The organism is Chryseobacterium sp. C3 (genome assembly GCF_014218905.1).
GTDB classification, from domain to species: Bacteria; Bacteroidota; Bacteroidia; order Flavobacteriales; family Weeksellaceae; genus Chryseobacterium; species Chryseobacterium mucoviscidosis.
This window is the reverse complement of the sequence record NZ_JACLCU010000005.1, coordinates 301,345-326,088: the sequence shown is the minus strand read 5'-3', so window position 1 is coordinate 326,088 and position 24,744 is coordinate 301,345. Positions and strand designations below refer to the sequence as shown.

Annotated in this window: 24 protein-coding genes; 4 read left to right on the top strand and 20 right to left on the bottom strand. The window is 36.9% G+C overall.

Translation table 11 applies throughout. The features are described 5' to 3' along the window. Positions 1-30: 30 nt before the first annotated feature. The 6 genes from H6W53_RS13425 to mraZ all read right to left on the bottom strand — a co-directional run bounded on the left by H6W53_RS13425 (position 31) and on the right by mraZ (position 5,776). Positions 31-399, bottom strand: a complete 369-nt coding sequence (locus tag H6W53_RS13425; RefSeq protein ID WP_228457798.1) for a four helix bundle protein — start codon at positions 397-399, stop codon at positions 31-33. Positions 400-426: 27 nt separating this feature from the next. Beyond that, complete coding sequence (locus tag H6W53_RS13420) at positions 427-1,887, bottom strand: UDP-N-acetylmuramoyl-L-alanyl-D-glutamate--2,6-diaminopimelate ligase (protein ID WP_185207503.1); 1,461 nt, start codon at positions 1,885-1,887, stop codon at positions 427-429. A 69-nt stretch (positions 1,888-1,956) separates the two neighbouring features. Next, positions 1,957-3,948, bottom strand: a complete 1,992-nt coding sequence (locus H6W53_RS13415; RefSeq protein ID WP_087706981.1) for a penicillin-binding transpeptidase domain-containing protein — start codon at positions 3,946-3,948, stop codon at positions 1,957-1,959. Next, positions 3,932-4,300, bottom strand: coding sequence for an FtsL-like putative cell division protein (locus H6W53_RS13410; RefSeq protein WP_076391186.1), 369 nt, complete (start codon positions 4,298-4,300; stop codon positions 3,932-3,934). The genes H6W53_RS13415 and H6W53_RS13410 overlap by 17 nt, the downstream gene beginning before the upstream one ends. A gap of 87 nt (positions 4,301-4,387) precedes the next feature. Further along, positions 4,388-5,281 carry a 16S rRNA (cytosine(1402)-N(4))-methyltransferase RsmH gene (gene rsmH / locus H6W53_RS13405; RefSeq protein ID WP_185207501.1) on the bottom strand — a complete coding sequence of 298 codons (894 nt, stop codon included), beginning with the start codon at positions 5,279-5,281 and terminating at the stop codon, positions 4,388-4,390. 36 nt (positions 5,282-5,317) lie between these two features. Continuing rightward, on the bottom strand, positions 5,318-5,776 hold the full coding sequence (gene mraZ, locus H6W53_RS13400) for a division/cell wall cluster transcriptional repressor MraZ (RefSeq protein ID WP_185207499.1): 459 nt from the start codon (positions 5,774-5,776) through the stop codon (positions 5,318-5,320). A 272-nt stretch (positions 5,777-6,048) separates the two neighbouring features. Here mraZ and H6W53_RS13395 point away from each other — a divergent pair, with 272 nt between their 5' ends. From H6W53_RS13395 to H6W53_RS13385, 3 genes are all read left to right on the top strand, one after another. After that, on the top strand, positions 6,049-6,810 hold the full coding sequence (locus H6W53_RS13395) for an alpha/beta fold hydrolase (protein WP_087706973.1): 762 nt from the start codon (positions 6,049-6,051) through the stop codon (positions 6,808-6,810). Between the two features lie 67 nt (positions 6,811-6,877). Further along, positions 6,878-7,501: a ribosome biogenesis GTP-binding protein YihA/YsxC gene (yihA, locus tag H6W53_RS13390; protein ID WP_087706970.1), complete on the top strand. Its 624-nt coding sequence runs from the start codon at positions 6,878-6,880 to the stop codon at positions 7,499-7,501. Next, positions 7,494-7,943, top strand: coding sequence for a GNAT family N-acetyltransferase (locus H6W53_RS13385; protein WP_185207497.1), 450 nt, complete (start codon positions 7,494-7,496; stop codon positions 7,941-7,943). Before yihA ends, H6W53_RS13385 begins: the two co-directional genes overlap by 8 nt. 147 nt (positions 7,944-8,090) lie before the next feature. On the opposite strand, the gene H6W53_RS13380 is transcribed toward H6W53_RS13385, so the two are convergent. The 7 genes from H6W53_RS13380 to H6W53_RS13350 form a co-directional block, all read right to left on the bottom strand. Continuing rightward, the gene (locus H6W53_RS13380) at positions 8,091-8,609 is read right to left on the bottom strand and encodes an SH3 domain-containing protein (RefSeq protein ID WP_185207495.1); all 519 of its coding nucleotides are present in this window, start codon (positions 8,607-8,609) and stop codon (positions 8,091-8,093) included. Positions 8,610-8,611: 2 nt separating this feature from the next. Then, positions 8,612-9,682: a type I restriction endonuclease gene (locus tag H6W53_RS13375; RefSeq protein WP_076391210.1), complete on the bottom strand. Its 1,071-nt coding sequence runs from the start codon at positions 9,680-9,682 to the stop codon at positions 8,612-8,614. Positions 9,683-9,686: 4 nt separating this feature from the next. Next, positions 9,687-10,025: a YegP family protein gene (locus H6W53_RS13370; protein ID WP_185207492.1), complete on the bottom strand. Its 339-nt coding sequence runs from the start codon at positions 10,023-10,025 to the stop codon at positions 9,687-9,689. 27 nt (positions 10,026-10,052) lie between these two features. Further along, positions 10,053-10,364, bottom strand: coding sequence for a hypothetical protein (locus H6W53_RS13365; RefSeq protein ID WP_185207490.1), 312 nt, complete (start codon positions 10,362-10,364; stop codon positions 10,053-10,055). 145 nt (positions 10,365-10,509) lie between these two features. Beyond that, the gene (locus tag H6W53_RS13360; RefSeq protein WP_185207488.1) at positions 10,510-11,169 is read right to left on the bottom strand and encodes a response regulator; all 660 of its coding nucleotides are present in this window, start codon (positions 11,167-11,169) and stop codon (positions 10,510-10,512) included. Next, entirely contained in the window at positions 11,162-12,835 is a 1,674-nt protein-coding gene (locus tag H6W53_RS13355) for a tetratricopeptide repeat-containing sensor histidine kinase (protein ID WP_185207486.1), read from the bottom strand. The genes H6W53_RS13360 and H6W53_RS13355 overlap by 8 nt, the downstream gene beginning before the upstream one ends. A gap of 66 nt (positions 12,836-12,901) precedes the next feature. Further along, positions 12,902-13,108 carry a hypothetical protein gene (locus H6W53_RS13350; RefSeq protein WP_185207484.1) on the bottom strand — a complete coding sequence of 69 codons (207 nt, stop codon included), beginning with the start codon at positions 13,106-13,108 and terminating at the stop codon, positions 12,902-12,904. Between the two features lie 407 nt (positions 13,109-13,515). Between H6W53_RS13350 and H6W53_RS13345 the strand changes: the two genes are divergently transcribed. Beyond that, positions 13,516-14,313, top strand: coding sequence for a hypothetical protein (locus tag H6W53_RS13345; RefSeq protein ID WP_185207482.1), 798 nt, complete (start codon positions 13,516-13,518; stop codon positions 14,311-14,313). A 151-nt stretch (positions 14,314-14,464) separates the two neighbouring features. Here H6W53_RS13345 and msrA read toward each other — a convergent pair whose 3' ends face one another. The 7 genes from msrA to H6W53_RS13310 all read right to left on the bottom strand — a co-directional run bounded on the left by msrA (position 14,465) and on the right by H6W53_RS13310 (position 24,673). Next, a complete protein-coding gene (gene msrA, locus H6W53_RS13340) occupies positions 14,465-15,019 on the bottom strand; it encodes a peptide-methionine (S)-S-oxide reductase MsrA (RefSeq protein ID WP_087706943.1) in 555 nt (184 codons plus the stop codon). Positions 15,020-15,473: 454 nt separating this feature from the next. Continuing rightward, entirely contained in the window at positions 15,474-16,442 is a 969-nt protein-coding gene (locus H6W53_RS13335; RefSeq protein ID WP_087706940.1) for an ROK family protein, read from the bottom strand. A gap of 84 nt (positions 16,443-16,526) precedes the next feature. Next, entirely contained in the window at positions 16,527-17,738 is a 1,212-nt protein-coding gene (locus H6W53_RS13330; RefSeq protein WP_185207473.1) for a PepSY-associated TM helix domain-containing protein, read from the bottom strand. A gap of 64 nt (positions 17,739-17,802) precedes the next feature. After that, positions 17,803-19,938 carry a TonB-dependent siderophore receptor gene (locus H6W53_RS13325; RefSeq protein ID WP_185207470.1) on the bottom strand — a complete coding sequence of 712 codons (2,136 nt, stop codon included), beginning with the start codon at positions 19,936-19,938 and terminating at the stop codon, positions 17,803-17,805. 149 nt (positions 19,939-20,087) lie between these two features. Beyond that, positions 20,088-23,162, bottom strand: coding sequence for a preprotein translocase subunit SecA (gene secA, locus H6W53_RS13320; protein ID WP_185207468.1), 3,075 nt, complete (start codon positions 23,160-23,162; stop codon positions 20,088-20,090). A gap of 125 nt (positions 23,163-23,287) precedes the next feature. Continuing rightward, complete coding sequence (locus H6W53_RS13315) at positions 23,288-23,509, bottom strand: DUF2795 domain-containing protein (protein ID WP_027382805.1); 222 nt, start codon at positions 23,507-23,509, stop codon at positions 23,288-23,290. 141 nt (positions 23,510-23,650) lie between these two features. Further along, on the bottom strand, positions 23,651-24,673 hold the full coding sequence (locus tag H6W53_RS13310) for a GDP-mannose 4,6-dehydratase (RefSeq protein WP_185207466.1): 1,023 nt from the start codon (positions 24,671-24,673) through the stop codon (positions 23,651-23,653). Positions 24,674-24,744: the final 71 nt, after the last annotated feature.

Sequence of the window (24,744 nt, the reverse complement as noted above, 5' to 3'; positions counted from 1 at the left end):
TGATAATTGATGATTGATATCTAACCGATATTAAATAATCTTACTCTTTAATTTGTTCTTATAAGTTGATGTTACTTTCAGAATCTCCAAAGATTCGTTCATAAGTTCATCTGTCATTATTTTTGAAGCTATATTAACTTCCTGAATTACTTCCAGCCAAAATACCGTTTCGTCTGCCTCTTCTACGACAATACAAATTTTAGCATATTTCTCTTTATCTGATCTGGCTCTGCACATTGCTCTGTAATTGGCTGCTACAGAACTTGCTGAACGAAAAATATGTTTCCTGATTACGGATACTTTATCAGAATACGGCAAGTCTGATAAACTATTGATTATATTTATTGCTAAAGTTTTTGTTCTTTGAGCAAAAATCTGATTGTAATTATTTTCCATCATTAATCAATTATCAATAATCATTTATATTTACTTGCTCATAAGCTGCCACAGTTCATTAATCGTTTCTTTGTCGTCAAAATGATGTTTCACTCCGTTTATTTCCTGATAGGTTTCGTGTCCTTTTCCGGCTACGAGAACGATATCTTTCGGTTCTGCAAACTTTATTGCCATTTTGATGGCTTCTTTTCTGTCCGGAATGGAAGTGTATTTGCTGAAATTCTGAGGTTCAACGCCGGCTTCGATTTCTTTGATGATTGCTGCCGGATCTTCCGTTCTTGGATTGTCTGAAGTGATGATTGCCAATGTTGATTTTTTCGTGGCAATATTTCCCATTTCAGGTCTTTTTGAATGATCTCTGTCGCCTCCACAGCCGAAAACGGTGATCAGTCTTTCATTTTTTGTTCTGATATCATTAATGCTGTCCAGAATGTTTTCCAATGCATCCGGAGTGTGTGCATAATCTACGATAAAGAAAATTCCGCCGTCTGATTTAAAGGTCTCAAATCTTCCGGACACTCTTTTTAGTTTGCTGATTGCCTGTAGAATTTCGTCTGATTCAAAACCCAGCTCGGAAGCAATTCCGAAAACCAATAAGAGGTTGTAGACATTGAATTTTCCGGTGAGTGTTGTCCAGAATTCTTTTCCGTTGAAATTCAGCAGCATTCCGTTGAAATCTACTTCCAGTAATCTTCCGTGAAAATCTGCCATTGTCTTCAAAGCATAAGATCTTTTTGTGGCTTTTGTGTTCTGAAGCATGACATTTCCGTTTTTATCATCCACATTGGTGATGGCAACCGCAGAATCTTCCAACTGATCGAAAAATCTTTTTTTCGTTTTCAGATATTCGTCAAACGTTTTATGATAATCTAAATGATCGTGTGTAAGATTGGTAAATCCGGCAATTTTAAAGTGAAGTCCCTCGATTCTGTTTTGGGCAATTCCGTGGGAGCTTACTTCCATAAAAGCGAATTCACACCCTTCTTCAACCGCCTGAGCTAAAATTTTATTGATGGTAATAACATCAGGAGTGGTGTGTGTTGCCGGAATGATCTTTTCTCCGATTCTGATTTCAACTGTCGAAAGCAAAGCGGAATCATATCCTAAATTTTTAAATACATCAAAAAGCAGGGTAGAAACAGAAGTCTTTCCGTTGGTTCCTGTTACTCCGATTAATTTTAGTTTTTCCGAAGGATTACCGTAGAAATTGGACGCTAAATGACCTAAAATTTTAGATGAATCTTTTACTTTAATATAAGTGGCATTTTCATCAAGATGTTCTGGAAATTCTTCGCAAACAACTGCTGTTGCTCCTTTTTCCACCGAAGATGCAATAAATGAATGTCCGTCCACAACTGTTCCTCTCATTGCGATGTACAAGGAGTTTTCCGTAACCTTTCTGCTGTCGAATACCAATTCTGAAATTTCACGGCTTTCGTCACCATGAATTTCTAATACCGGAATTCTTTTTAATAAATCATTTAACTGCATTTCTCTTTATTTGTTCCATAAGTTTCACTTACGGTTATTATAATTGAACCCTTCGGGTTCTTTTCTTTTCTAATTCTGCAGAGACAGATAAATTCTCTGGTTTCTGCTTATGGTTGTGCCTTCTGTCGGGAACTGTTCTTTAATTCTTCCAACACCCTTAAAATCTACACGGTAGCCTAAGTTTTCAAGCTGTGGAATTACATTTTTACCGATCAGTCCTACCACATTGGGCATCTGTTTATTATTTACTGCGACTTTTACGTTAGGTTCTACCATTTTGTTCAGGTTTACCTTTTTGTCGACAAGCATTTCTCTTTCAATATTCTGCGGAGTTTTCAGGAAAGTTTTTCCTGCAATTTCTTTAAACACCGGTGCTGCAACGGTAGCTCCATAAAAACCTTTTGATGTATTCGGCTCGCTGATCATCACATAACAGGTATATTTCGGATTATCAGCAGGATAGAAGCCTGCGAATGACGAGCGGTATTTCATGGGGCCTGGAAGCCAGTATTCAAACCTTGCGGTTCCTGTTTTTCCTGCCATTTTTAAATTTGGTGTGAAAATACTTTTTGCGGTTCCTTTTTCAACAGCTTTTGTTAAAGCATTGGTCATCATTTTAATGGCTTTTTCAGATGCCATTTTGTTGACCATTACTTCCGGTTTTGCCGTGTACATTACTTTTCCGTCCTTCATAATTTTATCAATAAATAAAGGCTTCAGCATTTTACCGTTGTTTGCGACTCCGTTATAGAAAGTGGCTAACTGCAACAGGTTTATGTTTGTAGAATATCCGTAGGCAATGGATGCGAGCGTTGCGGCATTCCATCTTTTGCTTTCGGGAGTTAAAATTTTTGGTTTTGTAATTCCCGGAAGTTCAATATCCATTTTATCGAATAGCTTCCATCTTCTTAAATGATCTAAGAAAATCTGAGGTTTTTCGGCGTAATATTTTGTAATCAGTTTTGCAGAACCTACGTTGCTGGATTTAGCCAACACATCACTGATGTCATACGTTCCGCCGCCGTGACCGTCTGAAATTCTCTGTTTTGCGTACACCCAGATTCCGTTTCCTACATTTACAGTTGTATTTTCATCGATGAAACCGTCATCCATTGCTGCTAAAAGTGAAATGGTTTTAAAGGTAGAACCCGGTTCTATGTTGTCCTTCAAAGCATAATTGTAGGAATCTACATAATCTCCATCTTCAGTTCTTCTTAAATTAACCATGGCGCGGACTTTTCCGGTCTCCACTTCCATTACAATCACGGTTCCGTGTTTTGCTTCGAAGTTCACGAGCTGCTTCTGTAAAGCCGAGTGTGCAATATCCTGAATTCTAAGGTCTAATGTGGTATAAACATCTTCTCCGTCAACAGGTTCCTGAACCTTCCAGTAATCAATCGGTTTCCATTGGGATGAATTGATTCTCTGCTCCAGTCTTTTTCCGTCTGTTCCTCTTAAATATTTAGAGAAAGCGCCTTCGAGACCTGCTGTGTGAACGCCGTCGTCCATTCCGATGGTTCCTGCTCCGATTTCTGAGGTAGCCAGTTCTCTTTTATAGTTTCGGTCTACGATAAAGCCTCCTTTGTTTTTGCCTCTTTTGAATATCGGAAATTTGCGGATTCTGTCGTATTGATCAAAATCAAGCCCTTTAACTAAAGTGTAGTATTGGTTTTTCTTTTTTCTCTGCTCGTCAAATTTCTTTCTGAATTCTGCTCTTGGCTTTCCGAACATTTTGCTGAGAGAATCTGTTAAAGCACCAATGTTGTTGGTATAAATGGTGTCTTTCATCGTTTTGAAATCCAGATAGATATCGTAACGCATAACGGTTGTTGCCAAAATAGAACCGTCTGACGCAAAAAGATTTCCTCTTGCTGCTTTCAGTGTGGCTTCGCGATAGTTTTTATTAATGTAATCGTCTTTAATTTCCTGAACGTTCGTATTCTGAAGAATAACGATGCGCGCCAGGAACATTACAAACACGCACAAAGCCACCACTGCAAAGAGGTAGCCCCATCGTAACGTTTTTTTACGTTTGTTGTCGTATTCATTTTGCTTTTGCATCTGTACTGTCCAGTTTTATTAGCAATTTATGAGGATGATTTTCGAGGGTCATTAAAGAATCCCTTGCAACCTCTTTCCCCAACTCCGATTCCATTTTTACTTTTATCAGCTTACTTTGTGCGTAAGCGTTTCGCGATTTATATTCTTCTGTTTCTTCTTTAAGTGTGTTGACAATTTTAATTTTCTTATTGACGAGGTGATTGCTGTAGATCATTGCCATCATCAATACAAACAACAGCAGAAAATACTTGTAATGTATTTTAATCTCATCACGGTTCAGGAAGTTACCTTTTATAATGTCTATAAAAGTTAATCTCTTCTGAGGACGATTTGTTGTTGTTCTTTTTGCCATTTGTTTTTTGTTGTCGGTTGTTGGTTGCTGGTTGTTGGTTTTTAAAATTAAAATTAAAACTAACAACTATTAACTATCAACTAAAAACTATACTTTTATTCCTGTTCTCATTTTAGCACTTCTGGCTCTTGAGTTTTCTTCTATTTCCTTATCATCGGGAATGATGGCTTTGCTCTTTACCAGCTCGAATGCTTTTTTATAATTTCCGTAAATGTCTCTTTCGGGTTCTCCCTCGAACATTCCGTTTTTCAAAAATCTTTTTACCAGTCTGTCTTCCAGAGAATGGTAAGAGATGACCACCAGTCTTCCTTCGGGTTTTAAAACATTGTATGCCTGTACGAGCATTTCTTTTAAAACTTCCAGTTCCTGGTTTACTTCAATACGTATTGCCTGAAACAACTGGGCATAAAATTTATTTACTTTATGCGGCGGAAGATAACTGAAGAGTTTTTTCAGATCTTCTGTTGTATCGATGCTTTTTGTTTTTCTGTGATGAACGATGTCTCTTGCTAATTTTCTTGCTTCTCTCAGTTCACCGTAATAATAAAAAATGTCGGCAAGCTGCTCTTCATCGTAATCATTAATCACTCTTTTGGCATCAAGACCCTGCATGACGTTCATTCTCATATCCAGCGGAGCATTGCTTCGTGTAGAAAAACCTCTTTCGGCTTCATCAAACTGATGCGAAGAAACACCCAGATCTGCCAGAATTCCGTCCACCTGAGAAACTCCGTAAATTAATAAAGAGTTTTCCAGAAACCTGAAGTTCTGATTGATGAGTGTAAATCTCGGGTCATCAATTGTATTTTCAAGAGCATCTAAGTCCTGATCGAAACTGAACAGTTTTCCTTTATCCGAAAGTCTGCCCAATATCTCTCTTGAATGGCCACCGCCTCCAAAAGTACAGTCCACATATATTCCGTCTGGATTCGTCACCAAATCATCAACACTCTGCTTCAGCAAAACGGGGTTATGATACATGTTTTAGTTGTGTTTTTTTACGTTTTTACAACGCAGTTATTCTTCTTCGAACGTGCCCATTACATCTTCGGCAAGATTCGCAAAATCGTCTTCACTGATGGAGATTACTTTTTCGTAATCGTCCTTATCCCAGATTTCAAATAATTCTCCCGCACTGGTAATGACAATCTCTTTCTGAAGATTAGCAAAAACAGTGAGGTCTTTAGAAATCTGTAACCTTCCGGCGTTATCCAGCTCCACAATTTTTACACCTGCCGTAAACATTCTAATGAAATCAGCATTCTTTTTAATGAATCTGTTCAGTTTATTAATTTTGCCCATCACTTTATTCCATGCGTTCATGGGATAAACTTCCAGACAGGGTTGGAACACAGATCTTTTGACTACAAACGCCTTGTCGTCGAAGTTTTCCATCTGTTTAATTAAAGATGAAGGAACTTTTAACCGGCCTTTGTCGTCAATTTTACACTCATATGTTCCAATGAAACTGTTCATTTGGGACAAATTTATATAATAATTTCTAAAATCTCCCACTTTTTCCCACTTTTTCCCTTAATGTTAATAAGTTTTATTAAAGATTTAATTTCGATGGTGTAAAGGGTTGATATGTTGGACGTTGATAAACCTCTTATTTACGCCATAATAAATAGATTTTTAAAAAAAACTTTAAAAAAGAGTTTGATATATTATTTTTATTTTAAATTAGGGTAATCAAAATATTTTTGAGGTTTAATTTGTATTTTTGCAAGGCTTTATTAAGGCATTTTATGATATTTAGTACAAAAAAAGAAAAGAAATATACTTTCGTAGAAGCGGGGGAAGGACATCCATTGGTGCTGTTGCACGGTTTAATGGGTGGTTTGAGTAATTTCGATAAGATGGTAGATTTTTTTTCAGACAGAGGATTCAAAGTATACGTTCCTCAGTTGCCGATCTACGATTTGCCGGTACTCAATACTAATCTTACGACATTAGCAAAGTATATTGCTAAATTTATAGAAACCCATATTGAAGGTCCTGTAACGATTGTGGGAAATTCTATGGGAGGTCATGTAGGGCTTATTCTTACACTGGCAAGACCGGATCTTATTAAAAATCTTGTCCTTACAGGAAGTTCAGGATTATATGAGAGAACTTTCGGAGACAGTTTTCCGAGAAAAAATGACCGTTCCTATATAAGAAAGAAGACCGAGGAGGTTTTTTATGATCCTTCCGTAGCAACCGAAGATCTGGTAGACGAGGTTTTTGCCGTGGTAAATGACCGAATGAAGGGTATAAAAACCGTAATGTTGGCAAGAAGTGCCATTAAACACAATATGCTGAACGATCTGCCTAAGATTAAAACACCTACGTGTCTGATCTGGGGAAAACAGGATAATGTAACGCCTCCTGAAGTTGCGGAAGATATGCATAAGTTTATTCCGAATTCAGATCTGTTCTGGATCGATCACTGCGGTCATGCAGCGATGATGGAAAAACCCGATGAATTCAATGAAATTCTTTATAACTGGGTAAAAGATAAAGTTTAAAATACAATATAAAATAACCATTAAGAGCTTTTCTTAATGGTTTGTTTTTCTAAAAATATTCAATAAAATGGTTATTAAAACAGCAACATTTGTAAAGAGCAGCGGAAAATGGCAGGATTGCCCGGAACCGAATCTTCCTGAATATGCTTTCATCGGAAGATCGAATGTAGGAAAGTCTTCGCTCATCAATGCAATGATGAATCATAAAGATCTGGCGAAAACGTCCCAGACTCCGGGTAAAACCCAGCTTATCAACCATTTCTTAGTGAACGAAAACTGGTATCTCACAGATTTACCGGGTTACGGATATGCAAAAGTTTCGAAATCCATCAGAAAGGATTTTGAAAAACTGATCACCAATTATATTCTGAACCGAAGAAATCTGGTTAATCTTTTCGTTTTGGTAGATTCCAGACACAAACCTCAGAATATTGATCTGGAATTCATCCAGTGGTGCGGTGAAAGCGGAGTTCCGTTTTCTATCGTGTTTACAAAAGCAGATAAGCTGAAGCCGAATGTTGTGATTAAAAATGTGGAGGATTATAAAGCAGAGCTTCATAAAACATGGGAAGATCTGCCGGAATTATATGTAACCTCAGCAGAAAAGAAGGAGGGTGGTGATGAAATCTTAAGTTTCATCCAGAAAACCAATGAATTTTTGATCAATAACAATGTAAGCTTTGATGAGTAATATTGTCTGGAAAATAAAAACCTTCAACGAATTTACGGTTCCTGAACTGTATGCGGTTTTAAAAGCCCGAATTGATGTTTTTGTAGTGGAGCAGAACTGTCCTTATCCGGATTTAGATGGCTATGATCAGAAAGCAGTTCACATCTGGGCAGAAGAAGACGGCGAAGTTTTGGCGAACTGCAGGATTTTCGACAAAGGTATAAAATATGATGAAGCTTCAATAGGAAGGGTTTTAACCACAGAAAAGACAAGAGGAAAAAGCTTAGGGAAGCAATTGATCCAATATGCGGTTGAAACGATCGAAAACCGTTTCCACACTTCTGAAATCAGGATTTCTGCGCAGGATTACCTGCTGAAATTTTATGGAGATTTCGGGTTTGAAGATACGGGAAAAAAATATCTGGAAGACGACATTCCACATACGGAAATGCTCAGAAAATAAAGAAAAGCGAGGAATTGATTCTTCGCTTTTTTGTTGTTGGATTTTTCGTCAAGACGCAAAGTTTACTAAAATTCAGCTTTTTTAAGGCGCAAGAAAATCAAAGATTTTTATTTTTAATAATTCGATTCATTTAAGATTGATATTACTTCACATCCTTATAAAAAACATACCCTTTCTTGCCGGAAGATTTACCTTTATTTTGTACCATGAACCTTCTTTGGAAAGAGGAATGAGCTTTTCGTTTTTATAAACTCTTGTTACTACTTTAGAGCTGAGAGATGGCTTTTCGTAAATATTGGTGGTTGCAATTCCGGTAATGTATCGGTTGGAACTAAGATCTACGTTTACCTCATCAATAATAATTTTTTGAGGCTTATTGGATTTTGTTTTTGAAGAAGTATAATAATCGGAAGCAGTGTGTTTCTTGATTTTTCTTTTCTTGGTTGAACTTCTGCCGGAAGAATAACTTTCTGAAGATCCACCGCCGCAAACTCCGCAGGTTCCGCCGCTGCTGCAATGTCCGCACCGCGAACAGTTGGAACAGGCGGTACAATAGGCAGAACCTGTACATCTTCCGTCGTGCCCGATATTGTCGTTTGCTTTAAAGCAAGAGTTTAAAAGAAAAAAACCGAAGGCGATTATGATGAAGGGTATTAGTTTTTTCATGGTTAATTATAATTTTCTAATGTCTGGTGAAGCTGATTTCTATAGTTGTAGATTTCGTCCAGACTGTTTAATAAAACTTTTTCTCCGGCATCTTTTCCGTTGTGGAAAATCTCCAGATATTTATTAGCGGTATTAAAATGCAGTCTGCAAAGCGGTTTTCGGTTGTTGTCGTCGAGTAAAATTCCGAAGTAAGACAGCGTGTCTCTGTAAGCAATTCTTGAAGAAGGTATTTTCTCCCGCAGAATGGCTTTTACGATCTGGAAGCCTTCCAGCTCTTCTTCTGTGGTTACAATCTTAGAATCGTTGGTTTCATGGATGGGCTGTGAAGTTTTTACATCATCTTCGCGCTGTTCGATCTGTTCATTAATGCTTAAAGCAGATTTTAGCCTGAAACTGATGGATTCATTAATAGAAGTTGTTAATGCTTTTTTTGCGTATTCTTTAAACGAGACCATTCGGTTTGCTGTTAACGGCTTTTCGAAGAAACGGTTCACAAGAAGTTTTACCAGTTCATCGGACGGATTTTCAATTTCCTTTTCGAATTCTTTTCTGATGGCTTTGATGTATTTTAAAGCTTCCGCAGAATCCAGAATGCTTTCCAGATTGTAGTCTTTTTTGGTAAAGCTTTCCAGAATTTTGATAGAGCTGTCTTTCAGATCTTCAATATTGATGGTGAAAAAAGGCTTTTCATCCATAATATTGGGCTTTTCAAGATCCGTGTAAAAATTGTAAACAATACCGTTCGTTAAAACGCCGAATCGTGTTTTGGAAACGTGATAATATCGGTGAAGCTGAGAATTGTGTGCATCTGCACTTTCTTTCCAGTGTTTGCATTCGATGATGAAAATAGGCTCATCATTGTTTTTGATGACATAATCTACTTTTTCGCCTTTCTTGGTTCCGATGTCGCAAACGTGTTCGGGAACCACTTCTGTAGGGTTAAAAATATCATATCCTAAAATCTGAATAAAAGGCATCACAAAAGCGTTTTTTGTGGCTTCTTCTGTTCCGATCTGGTCTTTTAGCCCGATTACTTTCTGGTGAAGCTGTTCCAGTTTAATTTTAAGATCCATGATTTTATTTTTTTAAAGTTTCATCTGTAATTTCTGCTTCCGGAGCATTTTTTTTTACGGAAACGATTCCGTTTTCCATTCCGGATTTTGTGCTGTAAAGCTGACTTTTCCCAATGATTTCGCCGTTTCTTGCTTTCAGAACGAAATAATCTTTCTTGTTCACTGCCTCTCTTCTGTCGTATCTGGAATCGTCCTGAGAATTAATTTTTACAGATTCAATTCCTTTTATACAGGATGCTTTCTGAACGTAGCCTTCGCTTGTTAAAATAATTTCACCGTTTCCGGCTTTCAGATTAAACTGATACTCTTTGTTTACTCTTTGTGTGATGACGAATTTTCCCATGGTTGTTGGTTTTTAGGATTTCTACATTTAGTTACAGCCGGAACAATAAGATCTGTCTACGTATTCTTTGCTGTTTCCGGAGTAATAATAACATCCTCCTCTCGATCCAACGAATAACTGATTTCCGTTATACGTACATCCTTTGCTTTGAGAGTAAGTTCTGGAGCTTCTGGTTTTGCTTCTCCTTGTTTTTCTGCTTTTCTTCGCTTTAGATTTCTTTATTTTTTTAGAGAAAAACTCGGTAGTTGCTTTTGAGTTGCTATGGTGTGCTGATGCGGATATGGTTGTCGGTAACAATAATCCTAAGCCTAATACTCCTGTTAATAGTAGTTTTTTCATGCTGATAATTTTTAGTTGTTTTTACATTTCAAAAATATGAGCATTAATTTTCGATCGGTTACGGAAAACCGTAAACGCAGAATATTTAATAAAAAAACCTTCCAGGTTTCCTGAAAGGCTATTAGTTTTTCGATGAAGTGTGGCATTAGATGATGCCGATGTCTTTGCACATCACAACAAGTTCGATGTTGTTTTTGGCTCCCAGTTCGTAGCGGAGATCATTCAGTCTTTTTTCGATAGCGCTTTTGCTGTCGGGCGTAATTTTATTTTCTTTAAAATGTTTTTCAATGTCGCCCTGTTTCCATCCTTTGGCGAGGAGCTCAATAAGCGTAACATCGTATTCTGTAAATTCGAAAGACGTATTTCTTATGGAATTTAAAATCTCCTGTGGAATAACGGTTTCTCCGGAAAAAACTTTTTTAATAGTGCTTCTGAGATCTTTTCCGTCATTTCTTCCCTTGCTTACAAAACCATTGATGTTGTGTATTTTGAAAAGATCATCAATAATCTTCGGTTTCTTCTCAATGGAAAACGCTATTACTTTCAGGTTGGGCTGAATTTTTCTGACTTCTTCAATGAGCTGTTGACCGGAATTGACTTTCTGTTCAATGTGATCTTCATCAAAGGACAGATCTGTAATCAGCAGATCATAGGAATCAGCAGTTGCAGCGGCTTTTATTTTTTGCAGGGCATCATCACAATAATTTACAAAATCAAAATGCGGAATCTGTAATTCGGTAAGGGCATTTACCACTCCTAAATTTCTGACTTCATGGTCTTCGGCTATCAGTACTTTTTTAAACATATTTCGATTGTATTGGTATGGTTATCTCAATAATTAATCCACCTGTTGGATTTTTTTCAAAAGTAATATCTCCTCCAATGCTTTCAATACGGTTTTCCGTATTATGGATTCCTGTGCCTTTTTGCTGCTCCAGATCATCGATTCCTACGCCGTTATCGGTATATCTGATGGTTAAATTTTTATCATTTTTTTCAAATTTAACAGATGCACGCTGAGCTTTGCTGTGTTTTTTCATGTTCACAAGAATTTCCCTTATGATGTAGTACAGCTCGAGCTGTGTGTTGTAAGGAATGTTTTCCCAAATGCTTTCTTTATAACTTACCGGCAGAACTTTTACTTCTTCAGAAGAGTAGGAGGTAATCATGTTAATAAAGCGTTGTGCAAAATCCTTTTCAGCGATATTTTCGTGCGAAATATCTCTGGATTCTTCGTACATCTTTTCGATATTATTAAGAATCTTGGTCTTATCCATTTCAGGATTGTTCTGAACATCAATCATCATATGGTACAATCCATTCGCAACCACATCATGCACTTTTTTCGACATTTTGAGCTGGGTGTTTTTGACTTCGAGTTCTTTTTCCTGTTTTAATTTTAATTGCCTTCTTCTATACCAGATTATGATAAAAATTATAGCAATAATTAAAATAACTAAAAGAAAATATTGACGTAGAATATGATTATCTTTTTCTGCTGAATCGGCTTTTAAACTTAAATTTTCGGCTTTTTCAGTTTCAATTCCATATCTAAAATATGCAAACTGATTTTTAGCTCTATTTCTAGAAATCATTAAACTATCATTGAGGTGTTGATAGTCATTGAAATATTTAATAATATTGTTATTGTCAAGATTAATAAGTTTATTCAATGCCTGAAGTTTATCTTCAGGATTTTTTACTCTTATTGCTGTTTGTAGCATTTGTTGAGCATAAAAAAGAGCTTTATTTTTATCTCTATCTTTAAAATAATCAGACAAAGTAGAATAACTTGAATTTAATCCTTCAATATTATTTATTTTCTGTCTAATTTCTAAAGCTTTATAAAATTCAGGAAGAGGGTTATAATTTTTATTTTCCCAAAATTTAGCTTTAGCAAAATTATTTAATGCACGGGAATAATCAATACTATCTTTGGCTAAAATTGAATGGCTTAAATATTTTAAAGCTTGTTTTGTATCTTTCTTGTATAATAAGGAAACGGCTAGATTATTATAATATGTAAGCCTTTTGTCATTAGTGATAACGTATTGAATGGCTTCTTTATAAAATTTGATAGCATCGTCATAATTATACATAAAAGCTGAAGCTATTCCCATGTTGTTAAAACTTGAAGCCAAATCTCTCCTAACAGTACTGTCTTTTGTATTTTTAAAGTAAGAATTTGCCTTAACAGATGTTTCAATAGAGCCATAAAAATCCCCCTTTTTGTTTTCAATGATTGCCATATTCACTAAGCATTGCCCAATTCTTAAAGAGTCATTATTTTTAAGATATTGATCTTTGGCTAAAGTATAATAGTAAAACGCAGAATCTATATTTGGAAATTTAGCATCTCTAAAAGCTCTTGCTTTTTTGTGTAAAGCGTTTTCTTCTTTTTCTCCAATATTTTCTTTTTTTGAACAAGAAAATAGCATAAATGATAATATTAGTAAAAATATTCTTTTCATGGTCTCATGGTTTTATACTGCAAAGTAACAAAAAGGACAGATTTATGCAATCTGTCCATTATTAAATTATGGATTTGTAAAAGGAGGAGGGGTTTGTCCCGTATCTCCTGTTGTTCCACCTCCACTTCCGGGTCCATCTGGATCTACTCCGTTACCCGGATTGGTTCCCGTTCCCGGATCTGCCAATTGCGTTGTTGGCTGTCCGTTATCATTGCTGTTATTGTTACCTGAAGTATTGGCATTATTATTCCCGAATGCTAATGAGATTAGCATTAATATTAAGTTTAACATTTTTTAAAAATTTTATAAGAGTTTGGATAATTTTCTTCCTCTCAGGAGATAAATCCCGAGCTGTACACTGTTAAAATTTTCGAAGCGCTTCTTAAATTTTTTTTGGGAAGTGAACCTTCAAAAACGGAAGAGAAACATCTGCTTCCCAACCCGGAGTTTTCTTCCGTTTTATCTGGTAATTTTTGAAATCCGTTTTGTAACTTTGTTCTATTCTGTTGTTTTAATTGTTTGTTTCTCACTGATTTCTATGGCAAAGTAACGGCGAAAGGAAAAGCAAGGGTTAGAAAGTTTTTGGAAAGTTTTTGGAAAGTTTTTTCAGTGAGAAGTACGGAAAACCGTAATGATGTTGATGTAAAACTTCATAATTTTCGCACCAATAACCGTTGAATATGTCAAAATTTTTACCTCAGAAAAGAAAACTGCTTGAACAGGTTTTCGAAAAAGCGTCTAATGATACTCCGGAAAAATCATTTTACGGAATTGTAAGTCATCTCGAAAGATCATTAAATGATGACTATAATATTTTTTTGAGTTATAAATCTTTTGAAACCTATTATAAAACAATAGTAGAAAAAGATAAAGATTACAATATAAAGACAACAATTTTAGACGATCTCAGCAGATATTTAGAATATGATAATTTTAGAGATTTTTGTCTTGACTGGAAAACGATTGAATATGCTGTAAGCCAAACTTTATCGAAGATTGTTATCAATATTACCAATAAGCCAATTTTTAATTTGCCGGATGTTTTTAAGAAAAACGGATTGGGGATTATGGAAATGGTTTTCGTTTTATTAATGGTAACAGGAGGCGTCTTTTTTTCAAACAGCAAAACTTCTAAATCTTTAGGATTTATGTCGGGATGGGGTTCTCCTGCGACAGACAAACCGTATATGTATTGGGACAAAGACCGTTATATGGCAACGGACAGCAGTTCGCTGCATTCTCATGCTGAGGTTGTACCAATGCATAGCTACTCATTTATTAATATGAAAAAGATTATGCGACCGGATACACTTACTGTTGATAATGCAATGGGAAAAGTCTGGTATGACAAAACCAATAATCATGTAGAATTTTTTACAAGTCTCGGGAAGCATCCTGAAAATGGAAAAGCCTTAAAAGATGTTACCGAACACATCCTTGAAACATATGCCGGAGAAAATGCGATAATGGAAGAATAGAATATCATTTGCAAATGTTAAAAAAAATCGGGCGGTTTCCAGAGGAAACCGCCCGATTTTTTTCGTTATTGGAGCTATCCGTAATCAGTCATATTAAAAAATCCTTTGAGCTAAAATAAAGCACGATGATTGATAACGGATAAACAATAAATTATTGTTCATTCAGCATTCCCAGTTCGCCGAAATGCTTTTTAAACTTCTGAATTTTCGGTCCTACCACAGCGCTGCAATATGGTTGAGTCGGATTTTCGTTATAATATCCTTGGTGATACTGTTCCGCTGCCCAGAATTTATCGAATTTCGTTACTTCCGTTACATAGGTTCCCTGCCATCTTCCGGATTCTTTGGATTTTTCAATTGCCGCTTCAGCTTTTGCCTTTTCCGCATCGTCTTTGTAATAAATAACAGAACGGTATTGTGTTCCGATATCATTTCCCTGTCTGTTAAGCTGCGTAGGGTCGTGAAGGAAAAAGAAAACATCCATTAACTGTTCGTAAGAAATAACAGCAGGATCGTACGTGATCTGTACCACTTCTGCATGTCCGGTTTCTCCTGTGCACACTTCTTCATACGTAGGATGGTCTTTGTGACCTCCCGAATATCCGGAAACCGCAGACTGTACTCCTTTCAGCATATTGAAACAGCTTTCCACACACCAAAAACATCCGCCCCCGAAAGTAATCTGTTCTAAATTGTTGTTATCCATAAATTAATTATTGTAATTTCTTGTTTTCTCCTGTGAACAATGGAGAAAAAACCTATCAAAAATAAGGAAAAGTTTTTCAATCATGCGTTCAAAATTCAAATTGTCATGATAGATGAGATAAATTTTTTCAAACACAATTCTCAAAAATGGTTTCATCAAATAAAAATCCAAAATCTGCGTTATCCGCAACATCTGCGAGAGAATTTTAATAATGGTATTAAGGTAGAGTAGAGATCCTTCGACTGCTACGCGCTCAGGATGACAGTGCGCAAATTTGTTACTCATAGAGATTAGTATTAGCGGTGTCATGCTGAGCCTGTCGAAGCATCTACAAAGATGATATAAAAACAAAAAAGCACCCTTACAAAAGGATGCCTGTATTATTGAAGAATCTGTGCTGACTTTGCGTTAAAAATTTAACAGAAATCAGACTGAGATAATCAAAATGTTCCGGTTATTTTTCCCAAACCAAAGCACTTGCGCCTAAAATAGCCGCATCCGCTTCGTCCAGTTCACTGAAAACCAATTTTACCTTGTTTCTGAAAATAGGAAGCAGATTTCTTTCCATGTGAAGTTTCGTAGGCTTTAAAATAAAATCGCCTGCTTTTATCACGCCGCCAAACAAAAGAATCGCTTCCGGAGAAGAGAACATTACAAAATTTGCCAAAGCTTCCCCCAGTTTCTGTCCGGTATATCGGAACACTTCAATAGAAATAGGATCGCCCTGTATAGCACATTCGTGAACGGTTTTAGAATTGATGGATTCTTCAGGATACTGATTCAGTAAAGATTCAGGGAATTCGGCTCTCATTTTTTTTGCGGTAATCGCAATTCCGGTTGCGGATGCATAGGCTTCAAGACAGCCTTCAGAACCCGTGCTCCAGTGTTTTCTTCCGCCCGGTTTTACGATGGTATGTCCCAGTTCTCCGGCAAATCCGTCGTGTCCGTAGATGAGTTTTCCACCTGCAACAATTCCGCTTCCAACGCCTGTTCCCAGAGTAATCATGATAAAATCTTTCATTCCTCTTGCGGCTCCGAAAAGCATTTCTCCGATGGCTGCAGCATTCGCGTCATTAGTAATGGTACACGGAAGCCCGAATTTTGCCGACATCAGTTCAGCAAAAGGGATGGTTCCTTTCCACGGAAGATTGGGAGCCTGTTCTATCGTTCCTGTATAGTAATTGGCATTGGGAGCACCAACCCCGATTCCATCAAAATTTTTCTCTTTTCCGTGGCTTTCGATCAGGGGATGAACCGCCTCGTATAAAGCGTCAATATATTCTTCTACAGTAGGATAGGCATCTGTGCGGATGTTTCCTTTTTCCAAAACTTCGCCTCTGTGGTTTACCACTCCAAATTTTGTGTTCGTTCCGCCAATATCAATTCCCAGCGCAACGTTTTTTGACAAATCTACTAATGACATTCTGTTCTAAAATTCTAAAAGGCTAAAATTATAAAAAAGATCTTATTATTAGACGATTAACCAAAGATTTATTTTAAAAAAATATTATGTTGCTTTTGGGGTTTTCTTTTTTCTTCTTCCCCACCAGATCATGAAGCCGGTGACTGGTAATGAGGCACATATCAAACTTACAATGAAAGCAATGATCTTTGTGGGAAGTCCTAAAATAGATCCAACGTGGATGTCATAATTGGCTCCCACCGTTTTTTCGCCGAAATTTTTGTCTTTCATATCATGCGTATGAAGCAGTTCTCCAGAGTTTTCATCAAAGATTAAACTGCTGCTTTTGTGATAGGAATAGGAGAGGTGTTTTACATAGACTTCAAAATTCGGATGTTCGTGGTCATCCATATGTTCGTGTCCGAGATCAATAGAGAAATTATAGGAATCGGGATATTTTGCTTTAACGGTATTGCTTATTTTGTCTAAAGTTCCTTCGGTTCTCCATTCAATCGGCGCTTTTGTTGTGATGGATGAAAAGTCGGGATAAACCGTTTTTCCTCCGGAAAAAATGAAATATATTGATGACTGAATGAATAAAAAGGCGTAAAACAATCCGGTAATGGAGAAAATCAGCGCGAAAACGGAAGCATAAAAACCTAAAACATTGTGAAGGTCGTAGTTTTTTCTTTTCCAGTTTTTTACATTTTTCCATTTGAAAGAGAAACGCTGTTTTCTTGCCGCTTTATTTTTAGGCCACCACAGAATGATTCCGGAAATCAGCATGAAGACGAAGATCAGCACAGGAATTCCCACAACGTAGGTTCCCCAAGACTGTTTTAAAAGAAAACTCCAGTGGATCATTTTAACGATCTGGAAAAATCCGTTTTTCTCGTCGTAGGTTCCTAAAACTTTTCCGTTATAGGGATTTACATAAGCTACTTTATAGATGGGAAATTCATCAAAATAATTCCAGCCTTTCGGATCGTGTTCGTACCAGTAGAAAAGATAGGACATCTTTTTATCAATCGGAATATTCACCCAATGCACCGGATATTTTTCTTTTACCTGCGCCACCACTGCTTTTTCCAGCGTTCTTATCGGAAGAATCTGTTTCTGCTCGATGTTCTGCTCGTTATGATAGATCACGTCTTTTCTCGTCGCATTTTCAATTTCATCCTTGAAAACGTACAATGCTCCCGTTATCGAAATAATGAAGATCAGAAATCCAATCCCAAGACCCAGCCACAAATGCAGTTTTCCCGTCCATTTTTTAAAAGCACTTGGTTTTTTTTTATGATGATGCTTTTTCCTCATTTTTATTAAACTTTTAATGAAAGAAAAGTCAGCCTCCGGAAAGGCTAACTTTTATGATTGATAATTAAAATTTATATCCGACAGAAAGTCTGAAGTTTCTCGGGGCTTCAGCCTGATAATAATAGTAGGCTCCGTATGGCGATCCCGAATAAAGATATCTGTTGAAAACATTGAAGACATTAAGTCCGACTCTGAATTTTGTGTTTTCCCACGAAAGTCCTGCATCGAATTTTACATAATCATCCATATCTTTCTGCGTACCGCTATTTGCCCAGTTCCAACTGCTTCGGTCTGCAAGATAGGTTCCTCCAAAAGATAACCCGAAACCTTCCAAAGTTCCCTGTGTAAAGGTATAGTTTAGCCATCCGTTCATCGTGTGTTTCGCATAACCCGGAATTCTCATTCCTACAGGATTGCTTACAGGATCGTTGGATTCTGTGATTTTGTTTTCCGTGAAAGCATAGTTAAAGATGGCATTAAATCCTCTTGTGATTTCACCTTTCAGATCAAATTCAATTCCCTGAACTCTTGTTTTGCCCAAATCAATAATAAAGTTTTCAAGAGCACTGTTTGCAGGATCTGCAACCGTAGAATTTCTTTTGATGATGTTGTACAAAGACAACGTAGTATTCCATTTTCCGCCGAACCAGTCTCTTTTCACCCCAACTTCCATATTATTTCCAGTAATAGGTTTTGGAATTCCACCGGTTCTGAAAAACCCTGCCTGAGGAACGAAAGACTGATCGTATAAACCATACACAGAAGTATTATCGTCAATCGAATAGCTTATTCCTATTCGCGGCGTAATTTTGTCTGCTTCTGCTTTGGTTCCGTAAGAATTTTCTTTCACATTCGTATAACGCGCAGCAAGTGTTAATCTCAAAGCATCATTAAAAAATCCTAATTCATCCTGAATATATAAACCGGTATAATTTTGTTCAATAGTTCCGTAAGGAGTTGCTCTGCTTTCCAGCGAAGTACTTGTGTCAAAACTAGCGTATCCGTTGGAAGGCGGGCTGTATGTAGTGGAATTGATATTAAAAGGTTTTGCGGCTGTGTCTAAATCATGTTTTTGATTCCAGTCTGCCATATATTTTTTAGAGCCGAGATCCAGCCCTGTCAAGATTTTATGAGAAACAGCTCCTGTTTTGAAATAACCGTTCAGAAATACCTGTCCGAATTTCATCACATTGCTTGCTTCCCAAAAATAAAGCGTTCTGATCATGTCTCCATTCGGTAAAAATTGAGAAGGCCAGATGTCGCTTCCTAAAGTATATTCATTCACATAAGTTAGCTGTGACGTTAGTTTCCAATTGCTGTTAAATTTATGCTGAATATTTACATTTACGGTATTATTATCCACATTAGTGGGTGCAATTCCGGGATCGGTCATGGTATATTCTACCGGTTTGGTAGCGTATCCTTCATAGCTGAAAACATAAGCAGATCCTACTTCAGACATTTTTGCTTTCTGATAAATATATTCTGCTGTTAAAGTCGTTTTATCGGTAAGATTTACCTTTAAGGAAGGATTAATGATGTATCTGTCATTAAATTCATAGTCTCTGAAACTGTTTTTATTCTGAGCCATTAAATTTAATCTGAAAGCCACTTTATCTGTAATTTTAGTATCTACATCAGCTTCTCCTCTGTACATATTGAAGCTTCCGAGAGTTACTCTTGCAGAACCGTTCAGAGACTGTCCTGTCGGTTTTTTGGTAACGATGTTGTAAATTCCGCTTGGCTCACCGTTAGACATCAAAAATCCGGATGGTCCTTTTACAAATTCAATGTGGTCTACATACGACATATCTTCGCTAAGCGGTCCCCAGTTTGAAGTTACATTCACTCCGTTCATGAAAGCTGCGGCTCTGGAACCTCTCATATTTACTCTGGTGTACATATCTCCCCAGTGTTCTAATCGTTGAGCTCCTGCAACATTTCTAAGAACACCATCTCCCAAAGTGGTAACCTGCTGATCTTCTAATGCTCTGTTTGTAATGATAGAAACATTCTGAGGAATCTTGATTAATTCTTCGTCCAGACGAATAGAAGAAGAACCTTCTTTTTCTACATATTTCTTGTAATACTTTCCGTTTACAATTACCTCTTCAATATCATTTCCTTTAATTGAATCTTTTTCCTGAGCAAACGTTAGCATAGAACCTAACAGCGAAGCACAGATCAGTACATTTTTCATGAAACCTTAAATTTTTCTGCAAATATATTGTTTTTAATTATTCTAAATAAATAATAAAATTGATTTTTGTCATAAAAGGAACGAATAACAGCAACAAAAAACCGCTACAAACTGAATTGTAACGGTTTTTAAATTATTGTTAATAATTCTTATGCAGGAATTTCACCTTTGTATAAGAATGAGATAATCTCTTTGTTTAGCTTCTCGATCATTTCGCTGAATAAGTGGAAAGACTCCTGCTTATAAATTACCAACGGATCTTTCTGTTCGTAAACAGCTCCCTGTGAAGATCTTCTTAAATCGTCCATTTCACGAAGGTGAAGCTTCCAGTTTTCATCGATGATGGATAACGTAATGTTCTTTTCAAAATCATTGATTAAGCTGTCGCACTGCGTTTCATAAGCCTCTTTAAGATCGGTTACGATCGTCATTGTTTTATGACCGTCTGTGAAAGGAACCTGAATCATTCTGAACATTGAACCCTGATTCTGATAAACGTTCTCGATAATCGGGAAAGATTTTTCTTTCAGTAAGTTCAGTTTCATCTGATAATCTTCCTGAGCCGCTTTGAATAAAATATTCGTTAAATCCTGAACTGTTTTATTCTTGAAATCGTTTTCGGAAACCGGAGATTCCATCGTAAATGTTTTGATGATCTCGTATTCGAAATCTTTATAGCTTCCTGTCGCTTTTCCTTTTGCTGCGATAGAATTTGCCACATCAAAGATCATATTGGTGATGTCATACTTTAGGTGATCTCCGAACAGAGCGTTCTTTCTTCTTTTGTAGATTACGTCACGCTGTTTGTTCATTACATCATCGTACTCAAGAAGTCTCTTTCTTGTTCCAAAGTTGTTTTCCTCTACTTTTTTCTGTGCTCTTTCGATAGATTTTGAGATCATGGAATGCTGAATCACTTCACCTTCCTTATGTCCCATTCTGTCCATCATTTTAGCAATTCTTTCAGAACCGAATAAACGCATTAAGTTATCTTCCAGAGAAACATAGAACTGAGAACTTCCCGGATCTCCCTGTCTTCCTGCTCTACCTCTCAACTGTCTGTCAACACGTCTTGAATCGTGTCTTTCTGTTCCGATAATTGCCAGACCTCCTGCTTCTTTTACCTCTTTAGATAATTTAATATCCGTACCACGACCTGCCATGTTGGTTGCAATGGTTACAACACCCGGCTGTCCTGCTCCGGCAACAATTTCTGCTTCCTTCTTGTGAAGTTTTGCATTCAGAACCTGATGATTAATTTTTCTTAACTGAAGAGCTTTTGAAAGCAACTGTGAAATTTCAACAGATGTTGTACCTACCAGAACAGGTCTTCCTGCAGCCGTTAATTTTTCAATTTCTTCAATTACGGCATTGTATTTTTCACGGTTAGTTTTGAAAACTAAATCCTGTCTGTCGTGTCTTAAAATCGGACGGTTGGTAGGAATTACCACCACGTCTAATTTATAAATTTCCCAAAGCTCTCCTGCTTCTGTTTCCGCAGTACCGGTCATCCCCGCAAGTTTGTTGTACATACGGAAATAATTCTGAAGGGTAATGGTTGCAAACGTCTGCGTTGCAGCTTCGATTTTTACATTTTCTTTCGCTTCAATCGCCTGGTGAAGACCGTCTGAATAACGTCTTCCTTCCATGATACGACCTGTCTGTTCATCAACGATTTTTACCTCACCGTCAATAACCACATATTCATCATCTTTTTCAAATAATGTATATGCTTTCAACAGTTGGCTCATCGTGTGAACTCTTTCAGATTTTTCTGCAAAATCAGAGAAAAGTCTTTCTTTCGCTTCAAATTCTTCTTCTTTAGATAAATTCTTAGCTTCCAGTTCTGCGATTTCTGTTCCGATGTCCGGAAGAACGAAGAAGTTAGGATCAGAATTTCCCTGAGACATGTATTCAACACCTTTGTCTGTAAGATCAACCTGATTGTTTTTTTCTTCAATAACGAAGTATAGATCTTTATCTACGATCGGCATATCGCGGTTGTTGTCCTGCATATATTGCGCTTCAACTTTCTGAAGCAATGCACGGTTTCCGCTTTCCGATAAGAATTTAATTAATTGTCTGCTTTTAGGAAGACCTCTGTAAGCCTGAAGCAATTTGAAACCTCCTTCTTTTGTGTTTCCTGCAGCGATTAATTTTTTTGCTTCATTAAAAATCGTAGAAACTGTTTTTTTCTGAACTTCAACGATTCTGTCGATAGAAGGTTTAAGAACATCAAATTCCTGTCTGTCTCCCTGTGGAACCGGACCTGAAATAATCAACGGTGTTCTTGCATCATCTACCAATACGGAATCCACCTCATCCACGATGGCAAAGTTCAATTCTCTTTGTACCAGTTCTGAAGGTGAAGTTACCATGTTATCTCTCAGATAATCGAAACCAAATTCATTATTGGTTCCGTAGGTAATATCTGAATTGTATGCTTTTCTTCTTCCGTCTGAGTTCGGTTGGTGATTATCAATACAGTCGATTGACATTCCGTGGAATTGGTACAATGGTCCCATCCACGCCGAGTCTCTTTTCGCAAGATAGTCGTTCACCGTTACTACGTGAACTCCTCTTCCCGGAAGTGCATTTAAGAAAATTGGAAGCGTCCCTACCAAAGTTTTACCTTCTCCGGTCGCCATTTCGGCAATTTTACCGCTGTGTAGGATGATCCCTCCGATAAACTGAACATCGTAATGTACCATGTCCCAGTTTACAGGCGTTCCTGCAGCGTCCCATGAGTTTTTCCATACAGCCTGATCGCCCTGAATTTCCACGAAATCTTTTCCTGCGGCAGCCAATTGTCTGTCCCAGTCTGAAGCCGTTACACGGATTTCTCCGTTTTGCGCCCATCTTCTTGCTGTTTCCTTCACCAAAGCGAAAACTTCAGGAAGAATCTGGCTCAGAACTTTTTCTTCAATTTCGTATGATTCTTTTTTCAGAGACTCAATCTTCGTAAAAAGCGCTTCTTTTTCGTCTACGTTTTTCGAATTTTTGATCTGCTCCTGGATCTGTTCTATCTGTGCTGTGATTTTGCTGGTTGCAGATTTAATATTTTCTTTAAACTCAGCAGTTTTCTCTCTTAAACCATCATCAGACAATTGCTGAATAGCGGGTTCAACAGCTTTGATTTTTGTTACAACTTTTTTTACTTCTTTTAGGTCCTGCGCTTTTTTGTCTCCCAAAAACCCTTTTAGAACTTTGTTTAAAAAACTCATAAATTTTTTGCTTTATGCTTAAAAGGATATCCTTTAAGCGTTTTAAATAACACTTATTGTGTAAAAATAATATATAAAAAAGGGCAAAAAAGCTCTAAGCAGTGCCTAAAGCTTAATGCTTTTCATTAATATTCGTCTTCGTTCCAAAGATAATCTTCGTCCGTAGGATAATCGCTCCAGATCTCGTCGATCGCGTCATAAATTTCCCCTTCATCTTCGATAGCCTGAAGATTTTCCACTACTTCCATTGGTGCACCAGTTCTGATTGCGTAGTCGATAAGCTCTGCTTTAGTCATTGGCCAAGGTGCGTCACTTAAGTATGAAGCTAATTCTAATGTCCAGTACATAATTTTTTAATTTTTTGCAAAAGTATAAAATTAGCTTATATTATATGCTTTTTTATACTTGATTTTCAATTCTTTTTGTTAAATTTTGTTCATCGTGCGCCTTCAGAAAGTGTTTAAAGTACTTTTTCCGGCTTACTGAGGTCATTTTCTCAAAAACCATTCCACAAATTTTTTTATGCCATTTTGGAAGTTTGTGTCAGGTTTGTAGCCAATTAATGTCCTTGCTTTGGTAATATCGGCATTGGTTTTCAGGACATCTCCCGGTTGCATTGGCAGATTTTTGCGGATGGCAGATTTTTCCAAAGTCTTTTCTATCGTGGAAAGCATTTCATTTAAATTAATCACTTCGCTTTCGCCGAGATTAATGATTTCGTAAACGCCTGAATGATTTTCAAGATAGCGGATTGATTTTAAAATACCGTCAACAACATCATCAATATAAGTATAATCTCTCGCGGTGGTTCCGTCTCCGTAGAAAGGGATTTCCTGATCTTCGGAAATTAATTTTGTGAATTTGTGAATGGCAAGATCAGGTCTTTGTCTGGGTCCGTAAACCGTGAAAAACCTGAGCTGGATCATATCTATTTTGTATAAATCGTGATAAACGTGTCCTAAAATTTCGCCGCATTTTTTGGTTGCCGCATAAGGAGAAATGGGATTGTCTACATTGTCAGTTTCAGAAAAAGGGATCTTTTCATTATTCCCGTAAACGCTTGATGAGGAAGCGCAGACAAATTTATTGATATTAAAATCTTTACAGAGTTCCCAAAGATTCATGGTTCCGCGGATGTTGACTTCTTCGTATTCTAAAGGTCTTTCTATAGAAGGACGGACTCCCGCAAGTGCGGCAAGGTGAATGACGGTGTCTATTTTATGGTTCTTAAATATTTCCTCCAACCCTTTTTTATCGCGGATGTCCTGATAATAGAGTCTGTAATTTTTTGATTGTGAAAGAGAAATTAATTTTTTAATATCATTATCTTTTCCGGAGTATTCAAAATCCGAAAAATATTGAATAGCGTCTAAAGTATTTTGAATTTTTATCTGATAGCTGTAGAAATCATCAAAATTGTCAATGTTTATGACAGAATGTCCTTTTTTCAATAATTGCTCAGCAAGATGGGAACCTATGAAACCGCTTCCTCCGGTTATGAGATAATTCATTTGTTGGTTTTTAATTCCACAAATTTATTAAAATACTTGTATGCTCTTTTTATACTTTTGCTATAAATATC